This is a genomic window from Kitasatospora sp. NE20-6 (genome assembly GCF_045862635.1).
On the sequence record NZ_BPRL01000004.1, the window covers coordinates 203169 to 224953 of the forward strand.

The window sequence follows — 21785 nt, forward strand, 5'->3', positions numbered from 1 at the left end:
CCCGCGCCACGCCGCGCACCCCGCCCGGACACGACGAAGGGGCGGCCCGCCCGGCAGTCGTTCTGCCGGGCGGGCCGCCCCCCACCCGCCGGGGTCACCGCCCGCCCCCCGCAACGTGGCCCCCCCCCCGGGCGGGCGCTCCACCCCGGGCCCGCCGGCGCGGGGGGGGGGGGGGGGGGGGGGGGCCCCGCGGGGCGGGGGGCCGGCCCCCGCCGCCGCACGTCGCCCTGCGGGCCGCCGCCCGCAGGGAAGTCGTCGTCAGTTCTGGTTGGTGGTGGGGAGTTGGGCTTGGATGAGGTTCATGACGGAGGAGTCGGCGAGGGTGGTGGTGTCGCCGATCTCGCGGTTCTCGGCGACGTCGCGCAGGAGGCGGCGCATGATTTTGCCGGAGCGGGTCTTGGGGAGTTCGTTGACGACGAGGACGCGCTTGGGTTTGGCGATGGGGCCGAGGGTGCGGCCGACGTGGTTGCGGAGTTCTTCGGTGAGGGCGGGGTCGTGGTCGGGGGTGCCGCGGAGGATGACGAAGGCGACGATGGCCTGGCCGGTGGTGGGGTCGGTGGCGCCGACGACGGCGGATTCGGCGACCCTGGGGTGGCCGACGAGGGCGGATTCGACTTCGGTGGTGGAGATGTTGTGGCCGGAGACGAGCATGACGTCGTCGACGCGGCCGAGGAGCCAGATGTCGCCGTCGTGGTCCTTCTTGGCGCCGTCGCCGGCGAAGTAGCGGCCGGGGAAGCGGGACCAGTAGGTGTCGATGTAGCGCTGGTCGTCGCCCCAGACGGTGCGGAGCATGGAGGGCCAGGGTTCGGTGAGGACGAGGTAGCCGCCGGAGCCGTCGGGGACCTCGTTGGCGTCGTCGTCGACGACGGTGGCGGCGATGCCGGGCAGGGCGCGCTGGGCGGAGCCGGGCTTGGTGTCGGTGACGCCGGGCAGGGGGCTGATCATGATGGCGCCGGTCTCGGTCTGCCACCAGGTGTCGACGACGGGGCAGCGGTCGGCGCCGATGTGTTCGCGGTACCAGATCCAGGCTTCGGGGTTGATGGGTTCGCCGACGCTGCCCAGGACGCGGAGGGTGGTGAGGTCGAAGGCGGCGGGGATGTCGTCGCCCCACTTCATGAAGGTGCGGATGGCGGTGGGGGCGGTGTAGAGGATGGTGACGCCGTACTTCTGGACGATTTCCCAGAAGCGGCCCTGGTGGGGGGTGTCGGGGGTGCCTTCGTAGATGACCTGGGTGGCGCCGTTGGCGAGGGGGCCGTAGACGATGTAGGAGTGGCCGGTGACCCAGCCGATGTCGGCGGTGCACCAGTAGACGTCGGTGGCGGGTTTGAGGTCGAAGACGGCGTGGTGGGTGTAGGCGGTCTGGGTGAGGTAGCCGCCGGTGGTGTGGAGGATGCCCTTGGGTTTTCCGGTGGTGCCGCTGGTGTAGAGGATGAACAGGGGGTGTTCGGCGTCGTGGGGCCGGGGGGTGTGTTCGGTGCTCTGGCGGTCGACGGTCTCGTGCCACCACAGGTCGCGGTCGGGGGTCCAGGCGGTGTCCTGGCCGGTGCGGCGGACGACGAGGACGTGTTCGACCTGGGGGCACTTGGTGAGTGCTTCGTCGATGGCGGGTTTGAGGGCGGAGGGCTTGCCGCGGCGGTGGCCGCCGTCGGCGGTGATGACGAGTTTTGCGTCGGCGTCCTGGATGCGGGAGGCGACGGCGTCGGCGGAGAAGCCGCCGAAGACGACGGAGTGGGTGGCGCCGATGCGGGCGCAGGCGAGCATCGAGATGACGGCTTCGGGGATCATCGGGAGGTAGATCGCGACGCGGTCGCCCTTGTGGATGCCGAGTTCCAGCAGGGCGTTCGCGGCGCGGGAGACCTCGTCCTTGAGCTGGGCGTAGGTGATGGTGCGGCTGTCGCCGGGTTCGCCCTCGAAGTGGAGGGCGACGCGGTCGCCGTTGCCGGCCTCCACGTGCCGGTCGACGCAGTTGTAGGCGACGTTGAGGGTGCCGTCGGCGAACCACTTCGCGAACGGGGGGTTCGACCAGTCCAGGGTCTCGGTCGGCTCGGTGGCCCAGCTGAGGCGGCGTGCCTGCTCCGCCCAGAAGGCCAGCCGGTCCTCCGACGCCCGCCCGTAGGCGTCCGCGGTCACGTTGGCCGCCGAGGCGAGCTCCGCGGGAGGCGCGAAGCGACGCTCCTCCTTGAGCAGGTTGGCCAGGCTCTCGTTGCTCAACGCGCACTCCTCATCGACTCTGATGTACCGGGAGATCCCGTGCGGAGGGATTGTCCCGTGTGTCCCAGCACACAGCTCACCAGGCGAACGGGCGTGTTGACAAGAGTCTCCCGAAAATTGGTGTAGACCTTTGATGCGTGAGGGGCCCGGACCGGCCCAGCCGTCCGGAACCGCCCGTCGGTGCCGGTGTCATACCCCGCCCTCCGGTCGGCGCGATCAGGGGCGGGGCTGCCGCCGGTCCGCAGCCCGGGCGTCTCGTGGACACCCTGCTCCTCGGCGCCGCCCCTGGCCCGAGCCGTCCCCTTCCGGGCCGTGCGCCCCGGTGCTGTGCCGTCGGGGCGCACTCCTCCCGGCGCCGACCGCGGACGCAGCCGCCCGCGTTCCGCCGACGCGTTCCGGTGCGCGAGTACTTGACGGTCCGGCGGATCGGTACTCCACTGACCAGGCGGGCCTGTGGCCATCGCCGCAGGCCCGACCATCGAAGCCCTTCCTCGCGACGGAGCTCCGAGCCGTGACGCAGACATCCCCTCTTGCACCTCACGGCCTTCCACCTCACCGCCTTGCGCCGCGGCTGTCCCGGGCTATCCCGGGCCATGCCAGGCGATTCAGCGGCCGTCCGGATGGCCGGACAGCGTGCGGCCCAGGTGGCCGCGGCGCGCAGCTACGCGGGTGTCCCCTGCAGCGCGGCCGACTGCTTCGCGCCGGCCGCGCACCGCTTCCGTCTGTCCTTCGGCCCATTCGCCAAGGGGGACGTGGCGGACAGCCGCCACATGATCTGCTCCCAGCTCGTCGACCGGTGCTACCTGGACGCAGGGGTCACCTCTTCTCGGCCGACCGGTGGCCCGGGTGTGTTGACCCCGGCCGACCTGTGGAGCCTGCTGCGGAGCTGACGGGTGGTGCCCCGGGGCTTCCCGGACCGCACCGACGGGTGTCCCGGAGGCCCCGGACCGTCAGGCGGTGACCGCCGTCCGTTCGGGGCGGAGCGCCTCGTGGAGCTCGGCCGACACGGGGGAGAAGCGTCCGCTCGGACCGTCCAGGACGTAGGCCTGGGCGGTCGCGAAGTCGAAGTACATGCCGACCAGGCGCAGGCTTCCGTCGGCGACCCGGCGTTCCACCGCCGGGTTGGCGAGGAGCTGGTCCAACTGCTGGACGACGTTGGTGATGCAGAGTTCCTCGACCTGGTCGGTGGCCGGACGGTCGGCGAACCGGGCCGGGGCGCGCCTGAGCCGGGCCAGCGACCCCCGCCCGTTGCGCAGCCAGCGGCTGAGCGGCGTGGGGGTTCCGGGTTGTTCGTGGAGGCCGTCCAGCAGGGCCTTCATCGCACCGCAGCCGGAGTGGCCGCAGACCGTGATGGAGCGGACTTCCAGGACGTCGACCGCGTACTGCACCGCGGCGGCCACCGAGTCGTCGGCGGCGCCGGGCTCGTGCGGCGCGGGCACGAGGTTCCCGACGTTCCGCACGGTGAACAGGTCTCCCGGGCCGCTACTGGTGATCATGCTCGTGACCATCCGGGAGTCTGCACAGGTCAGGAAGAGCTGGGAGGGGGTCTGGCCCTCCCTCGCCAGGCGCGCGAGTTCGTCACGGACCAGGGGTGCCGTGTGCTGCTGGAAGCCGCGGACACCGTCGAGCAGGCGCCCGTGCGGGTCGACGGGGTCCTGGTCGATGCAGTGGTGGCCCATCCAGGGTGTCCACGCCCGGCAGTGGTGGGGGCCCGCGGTCGCGTCGTGGCGCACGATGCCGTCGGGATCCAGGGGTTCCGCCGTGCGGTGCTCCGTCACCAGCGAGACCCGCCCGCCCGCGGCCTGGTACATCGCGCGCCAGGTGTGCAGTGCCTCGTACGCGGCGTGGTCGAGGAAGGATCCGTCGTGGTGGACGGTCACCGCGGCGCCTGGCGGGATCTGCGCCAGGGTCCGGCTGAGTGCGGGCACGGCGGCGAAGGTCAGCGGCCCGTACGTCCGGACGTGGTGCGAGCCGTCCGGTTCGGTGCTCGTGTCGACGTGGGCCCGGGTCAGCCGGTGCAGTGCGAGGAGGGCGGCGACGGTGCCGCCGAGGGCGACGCCCAGCGGGACGCCCAGGGCGACGACGCCGACCACGGTCGCCAGGTAGACGGGGAACTCGCGGTGGCGGTGGATGCGCCGGATGTGCGCGAAGCTGACCATCTGGATGCCGACCACGAGCACGAGGGCGGCCAGCGCGGCGAGCGGGATACGGCTCAGCCCGCCCGCCAGTGCGAGCGCGGCGAGCACCACCCAGCATCCGTGCAGCACGGCGGACCACCGGGACACGGCCCCGGCCTGCACGTTGGCGGTGCTCCGCACCGCGCCGCCCGCGACCGGCAGGCCGCCGAGGACGCCGGATGCCATGTTCGCGAGCCCCTGGCCGCGGAGCTCCCGGTCGAGGTCGCTGGTCGTGTGGGTCATCCGGTCGACCGCGACGGAGGACAGCAGGGACTCGACGCCGGCCACCGCGGTGACTGTCAGTACGAGGGCGACGAGCGACGGCCACTGGGCGGCGAGCAGTTGCCCGGTGGGCGCCTCGGCGAGGGCGTGGTGCTGCCAGCCGGGCAGTTCGACGCGGGCGAGCCGCAGGCCGAGGCCGAGCGAGAGGACCGTCCCGGCGGCCACGGCGACCAGCGCGGCCGGGATCCGGGCGAGTCGGTGACCGACGCGCCCTGCGGCCCCGGGGAGTCGGCCGAGCCGCGGCCAGGCGACGAGCACGGCCACCGCGAGCGCGCCGACCGCCAGTGCGGGCAGGTGCGGGCCGGCGACCTGGCCGGGGAGCGCGATCAGGTTGGCGAGCGCCGAGCTCTGCGGGGCGCCGCCGAGGACGACGTGCAGCTGTGCGAGGGCGATGGTGAGGCCGACACCGGCGAGCATGCCGTGGACGACGGCGGGGGAGACGGCCAGGGCGGCGCGGGCGACGCGGAGCGAGCCGAGCAGGAGTTGCAGCAGCCCCGCGGCGACGGTCACGGTGCAGGCGATGCGCCAGCCGTACTGCGCGACGATGCCGGCGGTGATGACGGTCAGGGCCGCGGACGGTCCGCTGACCTGGAGCGGGGTGCCGCCGAGGAGCCCGGCCACGAGGCCGCCGGCGGCGGCGGCGACGAGTCCTGCGGTCAGCGGCGCGCCGGTGGCGAGTGCGATGCCGAGCGAGAAGGGCACGGCGATCAGGAAGACCGCCAGCGATGCGGGCAGGTCGTGGAGGAGGTGTGAGTGGCGGCGGCCCCGGCCCGGGCGGCCGGGCTGCGGCGGTGGCGCGTGGTCCGTGGTGTCCGAGGCGATGGGGGCGGTGGAGATGTCGAGAGTCATGGTGTCCCGTCTGTCCGGGGGAACGAACGCAGTCAGGTCCGGCTTGTGAAGGCACGCGGGCGGATCGGCTGTGTGGATCGCGACGGCTGGGCGGGATGGTGAGGACGCGGCGGTAGATTCCCGCGGGGACCTAAGACCATCTGGAAGCCGGTGTACCAAGAGTCGGTAAACCGAGAGTAATGGAATCTTTGCACGATGTGACGGCGGGTGGCGTGCCGGAACGGTGGATTCACCTTTACGGGTGGAGGTGCGCCGCGGGGGGAACTCGCAACGGGAAGGGCCGGTGAACGCCCAGGTGGGAGCGTTCACCGGCCCTGTCGGCCGCGGTGCGGCCGGCTGCCCGGGAGGGGTCAGGCGTGCGCGGCGTCCAGGTCGTCGGCACCGAGCACGAAGCCCGCGTCGACCTGGGTGGAGAGATCGCGCCCCGTCTTGGCGTTGCCCCAGCTCTCCGCGTTGCGGAGGTGGAAGTGGACGGCCTGCGCGGTGTACTTGTGCGGATCCCGGAGCGCGTGGGCGGCGTCCGCCTCGGCCTGCAGCCGGGCCAGCACCGTGCGGTTGGCGGGTTCCAGTGCGCCCAGCGCGGGCTCGGAGCCCTGCTCCAGGCGCCGCACCCAGTCGGACTGGCCGAAGGCCGCCAGGAGGTCCTCGCCGACCTCGCGGCGGAGGAAGGCGAGATCCTCGGCCCCCTGCACCTTGTTGCCGACCACCCGCAGGGCGACGCCGAAGTCCCGCGCGTACTCCTTGTACTGCCGGTAGACCGACACGCCCTTGCGGGTCGGTTCGGCCACGAGGAAGGTCAGGTCGAACCGGGTGAAGAGGCCGGAGGCGAAGGAGTCCGAACCCGCCGTCATGTCGGTGACCACGTACTCGTCGCGGCCGTCGACCAGGTGGTTGAGCAGGAGTTCGACCGCGCCGACCTTGGAGTGGTAGCACGCGACGCCGAGGTCCTCCTCGGCGAAGGCTCCGGTGACCATGAGCCGGACCGATCCCTCGTCGAGGGCGACCGGGCGGGCGCACGCGCTGTAGACCGGGTTCTCCTCGATGATCCGCAGCAGGCGTGAGCCGCGACCGGGGGGAGTGGTTTTGATCATCTCGTCGGAGGAGCCGATCAGCGGGTTGTCGCCGCGCAGGTACTCCTTGATGTCCGGCAGGTGGGCACCGAGGGCGGGCAGCCGGGCGGCCTGGTCGTCGGTCAGGCCGAGTGCCGGGCCCAGGTGTTGGTTGATGTCGGCGTCGACGGCGATCACCGGGCGGCCGGCGGCGGCCAGGTGGCGGATGAACAGTGCGGACAGCGTCGTCTTGCCGCTGCCGCCCTTGCCGACGAAGGCGATCTTCATCTGAGGCTCCGGCTCCCGCCGCGGCGACCCCTGGCCGCTCGGCTGTGTTGGAAATCGTTATCGTCACCGATAGCGGTCATGCTAGCGGTGGTTTGGTGGGCGGCACATGCGGGAATGGCGGATTGCCTCGATCGGGTGACACCGGGGTTGCTGTGCAGGGGGTGCGGAGGGAGTCATTACCCTCTGGTAGGTGAGCACTGGAACTGATCCCCTCGCCTCGCTGGCCGTCCTGCCCGGAGTGCCCGAGGCCGTCGCCGAGGTACGCAAGGCCGTCGACCGCCTCTACGGGCACCGGGTGATGCGCCGGCGGGCCGGCGAGGTCACGTCCGAGGCCGCCCTCCGAGGTGCCAGGGCCTCGGCGGCCCTGGACGGCGCCGACTGGCCGCTGGAGGAGATCCGCCGGCGCAGCGACTTCAGCGGCGACGAGCAGGCGCGCGCGGTCGGCGGTGCCCTGCGGATCTCGGCCGAGGCCGGGCAGCTGCTCGGCGTGTGGCGGCACTCCCCGCTGCAGGTCCTGGCGCGGCTGCACCTGCTCGCGACGGGCGACGCGGACGCCGCCACGGGCCGTCCCCGCCGGGCCGACGAGACCGCTGCGCCGCTCTTCCCGCTGGAGATCGCGGCGGCGGAGGGGTTCGACCGTTCGGCGAAGGGGGTGGAGCTTCCCGCCGCCCCGGGCGCGGACGAGGCTGCGGCGCGCCTCGACCAGCTCGCCCGGCTGCTGGCCGGCCGGGCGGAGGGCGCGGCGAGCGGCACGCCCGCTCTCGTGGTGGCCGCGGTGGTGCACGGCGAGCTGCTCGCGCTTCGCCCCTTCGCCTCGCACAACGGCGTCATCGCGCGGGCCGCCCAGCGGATCGTCCTGATCGCGGAGGGCCTCGACCCCAAGGCCATCTGCCCCGCCGAGGTCGGCCTCGCCGAACTCGGGACCGCGGCCTACCGGGACGCCCTCGCGGGCTACCTCGGCGGCACCGGCGAGGGCATGGCCCGCTGGATCGCGCACTGCGCCGAGGCCCTGCGGCTGGGCGTCCGGGAGAGCACCGCGGTGTGCGAGGCCATGCAGCGCGGCATGGTCTGACAGGGCGGGAGAGTGCGCAGATGCGGCGGCACCCGATCCTGCCGGGTGCCGCCGCTGGTACAGGTGCCGGGTTACCAAGCATGCACCGGAAGTGCCCATCAGGTGGGGATCTGGCCCGTTCACCTGGTGCGGCGGCCCGTCAGCGGGTCGGCTGCATGTGGGTGCTCGACTATCTGTACGCGGTCCGTGGGCCTTAACTGCGTTGTCGGATCGACCCCTTAGGGTCCTGACCGGGTCTCGCGGGCCGTATGTCCTTTCTATCGCGGATCGCTGCAAAGCGGAACCCGAAAGAAGAAGTTTTTCCCGCTTGTCCGATTTGGCGGGATGTGCAGGTCCGGCCGTCAGGCGGACGGGCGGCGCTGCTTCGCCGCGTACCAGAGCAGGCCGGCGGTGACGACTGCGGTGCCGAGCGCCACCCCCAGCAGCACCGTCCTGCTGGGGGTGGAGAACTCCGGTAGCCGGCTGCGGAGTTCGACCGGCCGGTTGAACACGAGCACCGGCCACTCGCGGGCCGCGGCCTCCTTGCGGAGGGCCCGGTCGGGGTTCACGGCGGAGGGGTGGCCGACGGCCTCCAGCAGGGGCAGATCGGTCGACGAGTCGCTGTAGGCGTAGCAGTCGGCCAGGTCGTAGCCCTGCTCCGCGGCGAGCTCGCGGATCGCGGCCGCCTTGTTCTCGGCGTAGGCGTAGTACTCGATCTCGCCGGTGTAGCGCCCGTCCTCCACCTTCAGCCGGGTGGCGATGACGTGATCGGCCCCGAGCAGGCGGCCGATCGGCTCCACCACCTCCGAGCCGGAGCTGCTGACGATCACGACGTCGCGCCCGGCGGTGTGGTGCTGCTCGATCAGCGAGGCGGCCTCGTCGTAGATGATCGGGTCGATCAGTTCGTGCAGGGTCTCCGCGACGATCTCGCGGACCTGCTGCACGTTCCAGCCCCGGGTGAGGGCGGACAGGTACTGCCTCAGCTTCTCCATCTGGTCGTGATCGGCGCCGCCCAGGAGGAAGACGAACTGCGCGTACGCACTCTTCAGCACGGCCCGACGGTTGATCAGTCCGCCCTGGTAGAACGGCCGGCTGAACGCGAGGGCGCTCGACTTGGCGATGATGGTCTTGTCGAGGTCGAAGAAGGCCGCCGTGCGCGGGCCGCCGGGCAGGCGGACGAGGGCGGACCCGAGGGCGACCGCCTTCGCGGCGGAGGTCTCGCCGGACGCGGGCCGGCCGGCGTCGGGGCGCGGCTCGGCGGACTGTCCGGAGGCGGGTGCCGCGGGCCCCTCCGTGCCGGTTCCGCTCGCTGGATCGGCGTCGGGGCCGACGGTGCCGGAGTTCTCGGTGCTGTCCACGGGACCGAGGATAGAGGGCGGGGTAATGCCCGCCGCCATTCGGTGTACGTGAGGGCGCGCGGGTTTGTGTTTCTGGCCGCTCGGGTACACCATGGAAGTCACGGATCGTTCGCGACCGTGCTAACCCGGTCCGGCTCCTCCCCCCCGAGTCGGACCGTGGATAGACGACCCCCGCTCTCCCCCCCGGCGGGGGTCGTCGCACGTCCGGGCCCGTTTCGAGGGCCTGTTGACACAGCCGGTGGCCGCTCGGCGCGGTTCCGTCACAGGGATTGCGCACGGCATCCCCATCATCACCACGACTGCACTTCTGTCACTCTCGGTGACTGCTTCATCGGTGAAAAATCGGTTCGTTTCCCGACCCGGTGAATGGCCAGCAGCCCGCGGTGAACGTCAATTCCCCGATGCAATACCCCCCGGTCGGGTGAAGAAGTTATCCACAGCCCCCCAGTTGTCCACAGGCATTCCGCAGCCGCCGGGCCGCCGCCCCCGGAGCCGCAGTCTGGTGACCGGGCAGCCGACCTCCGGGCCACCGGAAGGAGCGGAACGCCCTGCCGACCTGCGCCAGGGCCGAACCTGCCCGGGCCCGCTCGGCACCACACCGGACAGCGACCCCTGGGGGAGACCGCAATGTCGACACCCATCACCGACTCCCAGCCGACCGGCCGGCCGGCGCAGCCCCGTCCCCTCATCGTGACCGGCGACGCGTCCGTCGCCGAACACCTCACCCGGATCTGCGCCGCCGCCGGGGCCGAACCCGACGTCCTCGGCGACGCGCCGCCCAGGTCGACGTGGGAGAACGCACCGCTCGTCCTGGTCGGTGACGACCTCGCCGAGCGGTGCAGCGGGCTTCCCCGTCGACCGGGCGTCCTCCTCCTCGGCATCGACCTCGACGACGGCGGCGTGTGGGTCCGCGCCGTGCGGGTCGGCGCCGAGCACGTCCTCTTCCTGCCGGACGCCCAGGCCTGGCTGCTGGACCGGATCGCCGACGCCACCGAGGGCGTCGGGCCGTCCGCGCTCACGGTCGGCGTGCTGGGCGGCCGCGGCGGGGCGGGCGCCTCCACACTCGCCTGCGCGCTGGCCGTGACCGCGGCACGCGCCGGACACCGCACGATGCTCGTCGACGCCGACCCGCTCGGCGGCGGCCTCGACGTCCTCCTCGGGGGTGAGGCGGCGGACGGGCTCCGCTGGCCCGACCTCGCAGCCTCCCGGGGCCGGCTGAGCGGCGCCGAACTCGCCAAGGCACTGCCGGAGCTCCGAGGACTCAGCGCGCTCTCCTGGGACCGCAGCGACTGCCTGACCATCCCGCCGGAGGCGATGCAGAGCGTGCTCGCCGCCGCCAGGCGGCGCGGCGGCCTCGTCGTCGTCGACCTGCCCAGGCAGCTCGACGCGGCCGCCGCGCAGGCCCTGGAGCAGGTCGACACCGGGCTGCTGGTGGTGCCCGCGGAACTGCGCGCGCTCGCCGCGGCCGACCGCGTGGCCGCCGCCGCCAGAATGCGCATGACCGACCTGCGGGCCGTCGTCCGCACACCCGGCCCGGTCGGGCTGACGGCCGTCGAGATCGCCCGGAACCTCGGGCTGGCCTTCGCCGGTGAACTCCCGCCCGAGCCCGGGCTGGGTCTCGACGTCGAGCGCGGACTGCCGCCCGGCGCCCGCGAGCGCGGTCCGCTGGCACGGTTCTGCAGCGGCTTCCTGGACGAGGTCATGCCGCCGGTCGCGGCGGCCGGCGGCGGTGCGGTGTGACGGGCCGCCTGATGCTGCGAGGACTGCGGTCCGGCACCGGAGCCACCGCCGGACCACGGCGGGCCAGGACCGGGGAAACGGCCGTGCGGACCGCTCGGGAGACTCGACGCCCCCGCGGTTCCGAGGCGCCGCCGTCCGGGCCCCCGCCCGGCAGCCGCGACGCGCTCTGGGCTGCGTCCCAGGCCCGGTCCGGCGACGGGGCGCAGCAGCCCGTCGCGCTGCTCGACGCCGTCCGGCTCCGGCTGGCGGAGACCGGGACTCCGCCCACCACCGGGTCCGTCGCCGCCGCGCTCCGTGCCAGCCGGCCCACCCTGGGCGGAGGCGACGTCCTCGACACGGTCCGGGCCATCCAGGCCGAGCTGATCGGGACGGGCCCGCTCCACCAGCTCCTCGAACGTCCCGACGTGACGGACGTTCTCGTCAACGCGCCGGACGAGGTGTGGATCGACTGCGGCCGCGGGCTGCAGCGGGTGCCCGAGGTGCGGTTCCCCGGCCCCGACGCCGTACGGCACCTGGCCCACCGGCTGGCGACCGCCGCGGGCCGCCGACTCGACGACGCCATGCCGTGGGTGGACGCCCGGCTCCCGGACGGCACGCGCCTGCACGCCGTCCTCCCGCCGATCGCGACCGGCTGCACCCACATCTCGCTGCGCATCTGCCGATCCAGCCCGTTCACCCTCGACGAGCTGACCCGCGGCGGCACGGTCTCCGCGTCAGGCGCGGAACTGCTCGCCGGGGTGCTGAAGGCCAGGCTCTCACTGCTCGTCAGCGGTGGTACGGGCTCGGGGAAGACCACCCTCCTCTGCAGCCTGCTCGGCCTGGTCGACCCCCGGGAGCGCATCGTCGTCGCCGAGGACTCGGCGGAGCTCCGCCCCGACCACCCGCACGTCGTGCGCCTGCAGAGCCGGCCGCCGAACCAGGAAGGCCTCGGCGAACTGACCCTCCGCGAACTCGTACGGCAGGCGCTGCGCATGCGCCCCGACCGGCTCGTCGTGGGCGAGGTCCGCGGTGCCGAGGTGGTGGACCTGCTCGCAGCACTGAACACCGGCCACGAGGGCGGATGCGGCACCGTGCACGCGAACGCGGCTGCGGACGTCCCGGCCAGGCTGGAGGCGCTCGGATCGCTCGCCGGCCTCGACCGCTTCTCGCTGCACAGCCAGCTCCGTGCAGCCCTCGACGTGGTGATCCACCTCGTCCGCGACCCGCAGACCGGGCAGCGCCGCGTCGCCGAACTCCACATCGTGGAGGGAGACAGCCGGGGGCTGGCCACCACCCGCCCCGCCGTCCGCTTCGGCCCCGGCCGATCCGAGACCGGCCCCGGCTGGCCGACGCTCCAGCGGGCCTGCGCGGAACGCGGCGTGATCCTCCCCGGGAGGTTCGCGTGACGCTCGGTCAGTTCGAGGTGATCTGGGTCATGGCCCTGTGCGGTGCCGCCGCTCTCGCCTGGTGGCTGCTGGAGTACGCCGGCCGGCCGCCGAAGGACCGCGGCACCGGGGACGGCCCGGGAGGCACGCCGTGAACGCGTACCTGATGCCCTGGGCCGGGATGTTCGGCGGGCTGTCGGCAGCCCTGCTGCTCGGGCACCGGCGGCGCAGGCGTTCCGGTGGACGGGCCACGGTCGTGCTCCGCGGCGCAGCCCGCGGCGGCCGCCCACGAGGGTGCGGAGCGGCGCCCGCGGCTCGGGGCACCCGATGGAGGAACCGCCTGCCGGGAGCTGTGCCCGAGCTCGCCCTGCTGCCCGTCGGGCTGTTGGCGGCGCACGCCGTCGACTCCCCGGTGCCGGTCCTCGCGGCAGCCGTCGGCGTCGTCCCGCTCCGCAGGTGGCGCGCCCGCCGCCGCACGGCGGAGCAGGCACGGCGACGAGCCGCCGCCGTGATCGACCTCTGCACCGGTCTGGTGGGAGAACTGCGCAGCGGGGCCACCCCGGAGCAGGCCCTCCACGTGGTCATGAGCAGGGAGGCGGCGTTCCGCGGCGATCTCGGGGCGGAGGCCTCGGCCAGGCTCGCGGCAGCGCCGTACGGGGCGAACGTCCCCGCGGCCCTCCGGCTGATCGCCGAGCTGCCCGGCGGCCGCGGCGCGGCTGCCCTGGCCGCGTGCTGGCAGGTCGGCAGCGACAGCGGCACCGGTCTCGCACACGGACTGGACCGGCTCGCCGATGCGCTGCGGGCCGAGCGCGCCCTGGCGGAGGAGATCGCCGGCGAACTCGCCGGCTGCCGGGCGACCACCGCACTGCTCGCGGTGCTCCCGGTGCTCGCCCTGTTGCTCGGCGCCGCTCTGGGGGCGCATCCGCTCACGACGCTGCTGCACACCCCGGTCGGTCTCGGCTGCCTGGCGGCGGGCGTGCTGCTCGAAGCGGCCGGGCTGGCCTGGACGTCGCGGATCGTCCGGGACGCCGAGGGCGGCCCCCGGAAGCAGCCGGAGCGCGCCGCGCCGTCCGGCTCCTGCGGACTGACCCGGCGTCGGGACGTCCGACAGGATCCGGTCGGCAGCAGCGGTCCGGGCCACGGACACGTCGGGGCGGAACGGTGAACGCCACCCCGGCCGTGCTGTCGGCGCTGGCCGTGTCCGCCGCCCTGCTCCCGGGACCGGTCGGGCGCAGGACGGCCAGGCGCCGGCTCCGGGGCCTCCGTACGGCCGCCTGCCGCGACTCCCGGTACGGACAGGGCGTGCGCCGACTGCGGCCGCCGCGGGAACGCCTACGGGCCAGGGCCTGGCTGCTGCCGGCCGCGGCCGGGCTGGCCGTGGCGGCCCTGACCGGCGGGGCGGTCGGACTGGTCGCCGGATCGCTCGCCGCCGCACTGGCGTACCACCGGCTACCGCGTCCGCCGCTTCCACAGGAGGCAAGGGCAGCTCGGGAGCAGGACGACCTGCTGCGCCAGCTCCCACTCGCGGCGGAACTCCTGGCAGCCTTCCTGGCCGTCTCGTCGTCGCCCGGCGGAGCCGCGGCGGCCGTCGCGGCAAGCCTTGAACCGCCCATGCGCGAGCGCCTCGATGCGGTCGCCGCCCACCTGGCTCTGGGGGCCCCGCCGGATGCCTGCTGGGAGCAGCTCGCAGCCGACAGCCCGTCACTCGCACCGCTGGCGCGCTGCCTGGCGCGTACGAGCCTTGGCGGGGCGCCGCCGTCCGCCGCCCTGGCCGGTCTGGCCCAGGCCCAGCGAGCCGCCGCCGTAAGGGCCGCACACGCCAGGGTGCGCCGGGCCGGCGTCCTCGCCACCGCGCCGCTCGGCCTCTGCTTCCTGCCCGCCTTCGTCCTGATCGGCGTGGTGCCGGTGGTCACGGGCCTCACCGCCGGGTACCTCCGGAACGCCTGAACCGTTCCCTCCGCGCCCTCGTCCCGCCTACCTCGTCCCGCATACCTCGCCCTGACCGTTCCGTGTTCCCCGTCCGAAGGAGTACCCCCATGCCTCTGCCCACTGCCCGCAGCACCCAGCTCCCGGCCGGCCGTCCGCGTCACCGGCGCTGCACCGACAGGCCGCTGGGGCGTCCCGCGCGCCGGCTGGCCTGGAGGCTGCGACGCCTCACGGTGGGCCCGCCGGACGCCGGAATGACGACCGCCGAGTACGCCATCGGTACGGTCGCCGCGTGCGGATTCGCGGCCGTCCTCTACCGGGTCGTCACGAGCGGCGCCGTGTCCGGGGCTCTCGGTGAAATGCTCGACCGTGCCCTCCATGCAGTGTGAGAACGGGCGCCGCCGTCCGGTCCGCCGCCGTCCGGTGCGGCGCCGCGACGGGTGCGGGGACGGGCGCGGGGACGCAGGCATGGTGACGGCGGAGACCGCGGTGGCACTGCCGGCCATGGTGCTCCTGGCAGCCCTGTTGAGCTGGGGTGTTCTCGGCACGGTGGCGCAGATCCGCTGCGTCGACGCCGCACGGGTGGGTGCCCGGGCGGCCGCGCGGGGCGAGGCCGATCCGGCAGCCTCGGCCCGGGCCGCCGCTCCGCGGGGAGCGGTCGTCCAGGTCCTGCAGGAGGCCGACACCGTCCGGGTGACCGTCGAGTCGCCCTACCCCGGGCCCGGCCGGTTCGGCGCCGTCCTGGCGGTGCGGCTCACCGCCTCGGCGGTCGCCGCGCGCGAGGACGTCCTGGGCCGGGAAGGAGGTGCGTCGTGGCCGTCCTGAACGGGGTCCGGCGGCCCGGACCGCCGGACCGCGGCTCCGCCACCGTCTGGCTGCTCGCCCTGGGCGTGGTCGCCTGCCTGGTCTTCACGGTCGGCCTGGTGATGGGCACGGCGGTGGCTGCGAGGCACCGTGCGGAGTCGGCGGCGGACCTTGCCGCTCTCGCAGCCGCCGAGCGGCTGCTGGTCGACCCCGACGGGGGCTGCGGGCGCGCAGGCCGGATCGCCGTGGCCCAGGAGGCGTCGCTGGTCTCCTGCACGCCGGTGCCGTCCGAGGACGCCGTCGAGGTCGTGGTGGAGGTCCGTGCGGGCGCGGTCGTCACCCGGCTTCCGCTGCCGACCGGCCCGGCCAGGGCCCGATCCCGGGCCGGCCTGGTGTGGGCCGGAGGCGACGCCGCACCCGAGTCGGTCCGCGGCCGGGTCTCCCTAGCGGGGTTCGTCGCCGTCCCCCTGACCCGGCCGTCCGGCGTCCGCCGGGGCTCCGGCGAGCAGGGCGTCCAGCAGCCGTACCGCCGCCGCCTTGTCGAGCGGGTCGTTCCCGTTCCCGCACTTGGGGGACTGCACGCAGGAGGGGCAGCCGCGTTCGCACTCGCATGCGGCGATGGCGTCCCGTGTGGCGGTGAGCCACTGGCGCGCGCGGCGGAAGCCCCGCTCGGCGAAGCCGGCGCCGCCGGAGTGCCCGTCGTGGACGAACACCGTCGGCAGCCCGGTGTCGGGGTGCAGGGGCACGGACACACCGCCGATGTCCCAGCGGTCGCAGGTGGCGAACAGCGGCAGCAGCCCGATCGAGGCGTGCTCGGCGGCATGGGCGGCACCGGGCAGCTGGTCGAACGGGATGTTCGCATCGAGCAGCTGATCCTCCGTCACCGACCACCACACGGCGCGCGTCCGCAGCGTCCGGGGCGGGAGGTCCAGCTTGGTCTCGCCGAGCACCTCGCCGGTCGGGATCCGCTTGCGCAGGAATCCCACGACCTGGTTCACGACCTCGACCGCGCCGAAGTTCATCCGGGCCTCGCCCCATGCCTCGGTGATGTCGGTGGACAGCACGGAGATCGAGGTGATGTCGCGGGCGGCCGTCGTGTACGGCGGATCGGCTGCCTCGACCAGCGCGACCGAGGTCTCCAGGTCGAGGTCCCGGACGAGGTAGGTGCGCCCCTGGTGCAGATGGACGGCGCCGGTGTGGACGGTCGTGTGGGACGCGGCCGCGTCCACGGTGCCCAGCAGCCGCCCGGTCGAGGCCTCGACGATCTGGACGGGGTCGCCCCCGCCGCCGCGCAGGTCGACCTGGTCGGCGGCGCGCTCCCGCCGGGTCCAGTACCAGGCACCGTCCGCCCGCTGACGGAGCAGTCCGCGGCGCTCCAGCACCGGCAGCAGCGTCGCGGCGGACGGCCCGAACAGGCTCAGGTCGGCCTCGGCGATCGGCAGCTCGGCCGCGGCCGCGCACAGGTGCGGGGCCAGGACGTGCGGGTTGTCGGGGTCGAGCACGGTGGCCTCGACGGGGTTGTCGAACAGCGCCTCGGGATGGTGCACGAGGTAGGTGTCCAGCGGGTCGTCCCGGGCGATCAGGACGGCCAGGGCTCCCTGGGCCTCACGGCCGGCCCGGCCGGCCTGCTGCCAGAGCGAGGCACGGGTGCCCGGGTATCCGGCGATCAGGACGGCGTCCAGGCCCGACACGTCGACCCCCAGCTCCAGGGCCGAGGTGGAGGCGAGCCCCAGCAGTCGGCCGGAGTGCAGGTCGCGCTCCAGCGCGCGGCGCTCGTCCGCGAGGTAGCCGCCGCGGTAGGCCGCGACCCGCCCGGCGAGCGGGCTGCCCAGCAGGTCCTGGGCCTGGAGGGCGACGAGTTCGGCACCGCGACGGGACCGGACGAAGGCCACCGTGCGGGTGCCGGCGGAGACCAGGTCGGTCAGCAGGTATCCGGTCTCGGCCGTCGCCGTGCGGCGCACGGGTGCGCCCTGCTCGCCGACGTGTTCGGTGAGCGGGGGCTCCCACAGGGCGAACACCAGCGGGCCGCGCGGGGAGGCGTCCTCCGTCACCGCGACCGCCGGGAGGCCGGTGAGGCGCTGCGCGGTGACGGCCGGCTCCGCCGTGGTGGCCGAGGCCAGCAGGAACGTCGGCTCCGCGCCGTACCGGGCGCACAGCCGCCGCAGGCGCCGCAGCACCTGGGCGACGTGCGAGCCGAACACTCCGCGATAGCTGTGGCACTCGTCGATCACGACGTAGCGCAGGGTCTTCAGGAAGGTCGACCAGCGCGCGTGGGCCGGCAGGATGCCGCGGTGCAGCATGTCCGGGTTGGTCAGCACGTACGAGGCGTACTGGCGGACCCACTCGCGCTCCTCCACCGGGGTGTCGCCGTCGTAGAGCGCGACCCGGACACGCGGCGGTACGAGTTCGGCGGCACGCCTGCGCTGGTCGGCGGCCAGGGCCTTCGTCGGGGCTAGGTAGAGCGCGGTGGCACCGCGGCCGTTGCGGGCCTCCGTGCCGTCGAGCAGGTCGCTGAGCACGGGTGCCAGGTATCCGAGGGACTTGCCGGAGGCCGTACCGGTGGCGATCACGACATTCCGGCCGCTTTTCGCCAACTCCATCGCGGTGGCCTGATGGGCCCACGGCTCGTCCACGCCGAGCTCGCGCGCGGCCTCCCGGATTTCCGGACGGATTCCTTCCGGCCAGGAGGAGTGGCGTGCGGGACGCGCGGGAAGATGCTCCGTATGGGTGAGGCGGTCCGACCGGCCCCGGCTGGTGGACAGGGTCTCGAGCAGGGCTTCGGGCGAGTGATGACGGGGCGGCATGGGGATCCAGTGTGGCACCGGCGTGACGGAGAATCGCTGCAAGCCATCGTGCGGGCATGGCCGCAGGTGGTTGAATGAGCCCGTGACGGCCGCACGGCCGAGGGACGCACGCCGAGGCTCGTCTGCACCGGCTTGCCTCGCCCGGCCTGCGACCACGCGGTGACGGCCACCCGGCCGAGGATCGCAATGACGTAGCAAGGCAAGGTGCTGGAGGTTCCGTGGACCTGTCCCTGTCGACCCGTACGGTTGGCGATCGCACGGTCGTCGAAGTCGGCGGCGAGATCGATGTGTACACCGCCCCCAAGCTGCGCGAGCAGCTTGTCGAGCTCGTCAACGACGGCAACTACCACCTCGTTGTCGACATGGAGGGCGTGGACTTCCTCGACTCCACCGGCCTCGGCGTGCTCGTGGGCGGGCTCAAGCGGGTCCGTGCGCACGAGGGCTCGCTCCGTCTGGTCTGCAACCAGGAGCGCATTCTGAAGATTTTCCGGATCACCGGTCTGACCAAGGTCTTCCCGATCCACACGTCGGTGGACGACGCGGTCGCTTCCACCGACTGATCCGACGTCCCGTACCGGCGGGGCCGTTGATGCGGCCCCGCCGGTCGGACGGGTCCTGTACGGGCCTGTCCTCCGGGCGCGTCAGCGCCCGGCCGAGCCAGGGAGCAACCCCGGAGGGGGAGGAATGGCAACCGTCGAACTTCGATTCAGCGCGCTTCCCGAGCACGTGCGTACGGCCCGTCTGGTGGCCGCCGCAGTGGCCAGACGCGCCGGGGTCGACGAGTCGGTGCTCGACGAGGTCCGGCTCGCGGTCGGCGAGGCATGCTCCCGTGCGGTCGGTCTGCACCAGCGCGGGGACGCCCACGGGGCGATCCGCGTCGCTCTCACCGAGCAGGAGAAGCGTTTCCTCATCGAGGTCGCCGACGAGGCCGGCCCGACCCTGGTGCCGGCCCCCGCTGCGGGCGGCGGCACGGACAGCGCCGACGACGACGCGCTGGGCCTTGCCGTGATCACCGGGCTCGTGGAGGACGTCGAGGTCAGCAACAGCCTCGAAGGCGGCGTCATCCGGATGAGCTGGCCGATCTCCACCGCGCCTGTCGCGGTCTGACACCCACGTCGCCTGCACGCCGGGCACCTGCTTGCCCACGGCCCCGTGGTGCAGCCCTCGCGACGGCCGGGACATCCGGTGATGCCACCGCAATGCGACGCAGGGACGGGCGGCGACGGCAGGAGCCCCGGCATCAGGTGGCTGCGGCGCCTGAGGAGCGCGGTTGGCCCGCCAGGGTGGTGCCGCTCGGATGCGACGGCCTGTGCGCGCGTCCGGGCCGTGTGCAGAGCAGACCTCGGGTGTTCCGGGTGCCGGTGCCACCGGTGGGAGCACGTCCGGCGGGCAGCCGTGTAGGTTCGCAGATCGACGTCCGCGACCGAAAGGCCACCCGGTGAACAAGCGACTGCTGACCGTACCCGCGCTCGGCGCGCTGCTCGCGTTCGGCCCCGTCGCCTGCAGCGACGACAACACCGCGCAGCTCGACACGTGGGCGAAGAGCGTCTGCGACGCCGCCAAGGGCCCGATAGGCCAGTCGCGCGTCGCCCTGGCCGACACCGAGAAGATCATCCCCGGTGAGGTCCCCGTCGATCTGCAGAAGCGGCTGTCGGCCGACCTGGCGACTCTCGCCGGTGCCAACAACGGTCTGGCGGACGCCGTCGCCAAGGTCGGGGCCCCGAAGTCGGAGGACGGCGCCGCGTCCCAGACCTCCGCGGTCAACGAGCTCCGTCAGGCGGGGCAGGGCTACCAGGACGCGCAGAAGAAGCTGGACGCCCTGACCACGACGGACCAGGCACGGTTCGCGGACGGTCTGCGCAGCGTCGGCGACCAGGTCCAGCAGCTCGCACAGTTGTCCACCCAGGGCCTGAACCGGCTCCAGACCGGCGAGGCTGGCGATGCGATGAAGCGCCAGGCGGGGTGCAAGGCGAATGCCGCGCCGCAGCCGTCCGAGGCCACCGCCACGGCGGTCGAAGGCCAGGCCACCGAGACCGGCGGCGCCTCGGCGGCTCCGTCGGCGAAGCCGTCCGGGGGCAAGACCTCGTCGGCGCCCTCGGGCCGTGCGTCGGGTTCACCGGCCGCCACCTCGGAGGAGCCTGCTGGCGACGCGTCCGCGGAGGCCTCCCCGAGCGAGTCCTCGGGCTGACCCGGCAACCACCACCACCGGCGTGCCGGTGCTGGTGCTGGTGACGGCATGCCTGCCCCGCGCCGGGCGCCCTCGCCGGGTGCGCGTCTCGGGTGCTCGCGCCGGACGGATGCGGCGGCACGCCCCGGCGGCGGGACAATGGCGGGGTGACCAAGAGCCCAGTTCCGGACCCCACCCGCCTCGCCGCCTTCCGTGAGGCGCTGCTCGCCGCCCAGTACACGGCGGACGGCTGCCTCGACCTGCTCGGCCCCACCGCCTACGCGGCGCTCGCGCGCAGCGAGACCGTACCCGCCCTGCGGGCGACCCGCGGCGGCAGTCCGATCGAGACCCTGGTGCGGCTCTTCCTGCTGCAGGAGACCGTCCCGGAGGCCGCCGCCGCGGCGGCGCTGCCGGTCGACGACTGCCTGGCCGACGGGTGGCTCGTCCGGGACGGCGACGGGGTACGGGCGACGGTGGACGTGCGGCCGTACGCCAACGAGGTCGCCGGTCTGCCGAGCGCGGATGCCTGGGTCGTGTCGGACCTCGGCTGTGCGGTGGGCGGGGCGGGCGGCATCGGGGCGGGCGGGAGTTCGGGCGGTGTCGCGCGCAAGGACCTGGTGCTCGGCGTCGGCGGTGCGTCGACCACGCTCGCCAATCTGGCGGTGCGGCGTCCCGCGCGGTCCGTGCTCGACCTCGGCGCGGGTTCGGGGGTGCAGGCGCTGCACGCTGCCCGGCACGCCCAGCAGGTGACCGCGACCGACCTGAATCCGCGGGCCCTGCAGTTCAGCCGGCTCACGCTGGCGCTGTCCGGCTTCGACCAGGTCGACACGGCGGAGGGCAGCCTGTTCGAGCCGGTGGCGGACCGCAAGTTCGACCTGATCGTGTCCAACCCGCCGTTCGTGATCTCCCCCGGCAGCCGTTTCGTCTACCGGGACGGCGGGATGGCCGGCGACGACCTGTGCCGCAGCATCGTCCGCGGTGCCGCGGCGCACCTGGAGCCTGGCGGCTACTGCCAGCTGCTCGCCAACTGGCAGCACGTCAAGGGCGAGGACTGGCGCGAGCGCCTGGCCGGCTGGGTGGCCGGGACCGGTCTCGACGCCTGGGTGGTGCAGCGTCAGGTGCAGGACATCGCCGAGTACGCGGAGCTGTGGCTGCGTGACGGCGGCGACCACCTCGGCCGGGGCGCTGACTACCGGGCCCGCTACGGCGAGTGGCTGGACGCGTTCGAGGCGGCGGGTGTCGAGGGTGTCGGCTTCGGCTGGATCACGCTGCGTGCGGGCGGCGCGGCGGAGCCGACCGTCCGCATCGAGGACTGGCCGCACCCGGTCGAGCAGCCCCTCGGGCCGCACATCGAGGAGTGGTTCGCGCGGCAGGACTTCCTGCAGGCGCACGACGACGCCGCCCTGCTGTCGGCCCGCTACGTGCTGGCCGACGAGGTGGTGCAGGAGCAGGTCGGTGCGCCGGGCGCGGAGGACCCGGAGCACGTGATCCTGCGTCACAACCGCGGGATGCGGCGGGCGACGAAGGTGGACACCGTCGCCGCGGGCTTCGTCGGAGCCTGTGACGGGACGCTGGCGGCCGGCGACATCGTCGACGCGATCGCGCAGCTGCTGGACGAGGAGCGGGTGGTCCTCCGGGACCGGGTGCCCGAGTCCTTGCGGCTGCTCACCGAGCAGGGGTTCGTGGCCCCGCTCGTGGGCTGACCGGCCTGGCCG

General features: G+C 73.9%; 18 protein-coding genes and 1 pseudogene. 14 read left to right on the forward strand and 5 right to left on the reverse strand.

Annotated features, from left to right (window positions below; all coding sequences use genetic code 11):
- Window positions 1-258: 258 nt before the first annotated feature.
- On the reverse strand, window positions 259-2211 hold the full coding sequence (gene acs, locus SNE206_RS05160) for an acetate--CoA ligase (protein WP_407912142.1): 1953 nt from the start codon (window positions 2209-2211) through the stop codon (window positions 259-261).
- Between the two features lie 593 nt (window positions 2212-2804).
- On the opposite strand from acs, the gene SNE206_RS05165 reads away from it, so the two are divergent.
- On the forward strand, window positions 2805-3101 hold the full coding sequence (locus SNE206_RS05165; protein ID WP_407912143.1) for a hypothetical protein: 297 nt from the start codon (window positions 2805-2807) through the stop codon (window positions 3099-3101).
- 60 nt (window positions 3102-3161) lie between these two features.
- Here SNE206_RS05165 and SNE206_RS05170 read toward each other — a convergent pair whose 3' ends face one another.
- A complete protein-coding gene (locus tag SNE206_RS05170; RefSeq protein ID WP_407912144.1) occupies window positions 3162-5519 on the reverse strand; it encodes a SulP family inorganic anion transporter in 2358 nt (785 codons plus the stop codon).
- 350 nt (window positions 5520-5869) lie between these two features.
- Window positions 5870-6856 carry an ATP-binding protein gene (locus tag SNE206_RS05175; RefSeq protein WP_407912145.1) on the reverse strand — a complete coding sequence of 329 codons (987 nt, stop codon included), beginning with the start codon at window positions 6854-6856 and terminating at the stop codon, window positions 5870-5872.
- 190 nt (window positions 6857-7046) lie between these two features.
- On the opposite strand from SNE206_RS05175, the gene SNE206_RS05180 reads away from it, so the two are divergent.
- Entirely contained in the window at window positions 7047-7928 is an 882-nt protein-coding gene (locus SNE206_RS05180; protein ID WP_407912146.1) for an oxidoreductase, read from the forward strand.
- Between the two features lie 341 nt (window positions 7929-8269).
- Here the strand turns inward: SNE206_RS05180 and SNE206_RS05185 are convergent, their stop codons facing one another.
- Window positions 8270-9079 (reverse strand): HAD family hydrolase, encoded by an 810-nt coding sequence (locus tag SNE206_RS05185; RefSeq protein WP_407912232.1) that lies wholly within the window; start codon window positions 9077-9079, stop codon window positions 8270-8272.
- A gap of 813 nt (window positions 9080-9892) precedes the next feature.
- Here SNE206_RS05185 and ssd point away from each other — a divergent pair.
- The 8 genes and pseudogenes from ssd to SNE206_RS05225 form a co-directional block, all read left to right on the forward strand.
- Window positions 9893-11005: a septum site-determining protein Ssd gene (gene ssd, locus SNE206_RS05190; protein ID WP_407912147.1), complete on the forward strand. Its 1113-nt coding sequence runs from the start codon at window positions 9893-9895 to the stop codon at window positions 11003-11005.
- Between the two features lie 83 nt (window positions 11006-11088).
- A complete protein-coding gene (locus tag SNE206_RS05195) occupies window positions 11089-12390 on the forward strand; it encodes a TadA family conjugal transfer-associated ATPase (protein WP_407912148.1) in 1302 nt (433 codons plus the stop codon).
- Entirely contained in the window at window positions 12387-12524 is a 138-nt protein-coding gene (locus SNE206_RS05200; protein ID WP_407912149.1) for a hypothetical protein, read from the forward strand. Before SNE206_RS05195 ends, SNE206_RS05200 begins: the two co-directional genes overlap by 4 nt.
- 197 nt (window positions 12525-12721) lie before the next feature.
- A complete protein-coding gene (locus SNE206_RS05205; RefSeq protein WP_407912150.1) occupies window positions 12722-13534 on the forward strand; it encodes a type II secretion system F family protein in 813 nt (270 codons plus the stop codon).
- On the forward strand, window positions 13531-14316 hold the full coding sequence (locus SNE206_RS05210) for a type II secretion system F family protein (RefSeq protein WP_407912151.1): 786 nt from the start codon (window positions 13531-13533) through the stop codon (window positions 14314-14316). Before SNE206_RS05205 ends, SNE206_RS05210 begins: the two co-directional genes overlap by 4 nt.
- Window positions 14317-14405: 89 nt before the next feature.
- Window positions 14406-14684 carry a DUF4244 domain-containing protein gene (locus SNE206_RS05215; protein ID WP_407912152.1) on the forward strand — a complete coding sequence of 93 codons (279 nt, stop codon included), beginning with the start codon at window positions 14406-14408 and terminating at the stop codon, window positions 14682-14684.
- A 79-nt stretch (window positions 14685-14763) separates the two neighbouring features.
- A complete protein-coding gene (locus SNE206_RS05220) occupies window positions 14764-15120 on the forward strand; it encodes a TadE family type IV pilus minor pilin (RefSeq protein WP_407912153.1) in 357 nt (118 codons plus the stop codon).
- Window positions 15108-15476: pseudogene (locus tag SNE206_RS05225) on the forward strand (Rv3654c family TadE-like protein); the annotation flags it as partial. The gene SNE206_RS05220 and the pseudogene SNE206_RS05225, both read left to right, overlap by 13 nt.
- A gap of 66 nt (window positions 15477-15542) precedes the next feature.
- On the opposite strand, the gene SNE206_RS05230 reads toward SNE206_RS05225, so the two are convergent.
- A complete protein-coding gene (locus SNE206_RS05230; protein ID WP_407912154.1) occupies window positions 15543-17903 on the reverse strand; it encodes a DEAD/DEAH box helicase in 2361 nt (786 codons plus the stop codon).
- A 218-nt stretch (window positions 17904-18121) separates the two neighbouring features.
- On the opposite strand from SNE206_RS05230, the gene bldG reads away from it, so the two are divergent.
- From bldG to SNE206_RS05250, 4 genes are all read left to right on the forward strand, one after another.
- The gene (gene bldG, locus SNE206_RS05235) at window positions 18122-18463 is read left to right on the forward strand and encodes an anti-sigma factor antagonist BldG (protein WP_405012600.1); all 342 of its coding nucleotides are present in this window, start codon (window positions 18122-18124) and stop codon (window positions 18461-18463) included.
- A gap of 124 nt (window positions 18464-18587) precedes the next feature.
- Entirely contained in the window at window positions 18588-19010 is a 423-nt protein-coding gene (locus SNE206_RS05240; protein ID WP_407912155.1) for an ATP-binding protein, read from the forward strand.
- 331 nt (window positions 19011-19341) lie between these two features.
- Entirely contained in the window at window positions 19342-20091 is a 750-nt protein-coding gene (locus SNE206_RS05245; RefSeq protein WP_407912156.1) for a hypothetical protein, read from the forward strand.
- 146 nt (window positions 20092-20237) lie between these two features.
- On the forward strand, window positions 20238-21773 hold the full coding sequence (locus SNE206_RS05250) for a methyltransferase (protein WP_407912157.1): 1536 nt from the start codon (window positions 20238-20240) through the stop codon (window positions 21771-21773).
- Window positions 21774-21785: the final 12 nt, after the last annotated feature.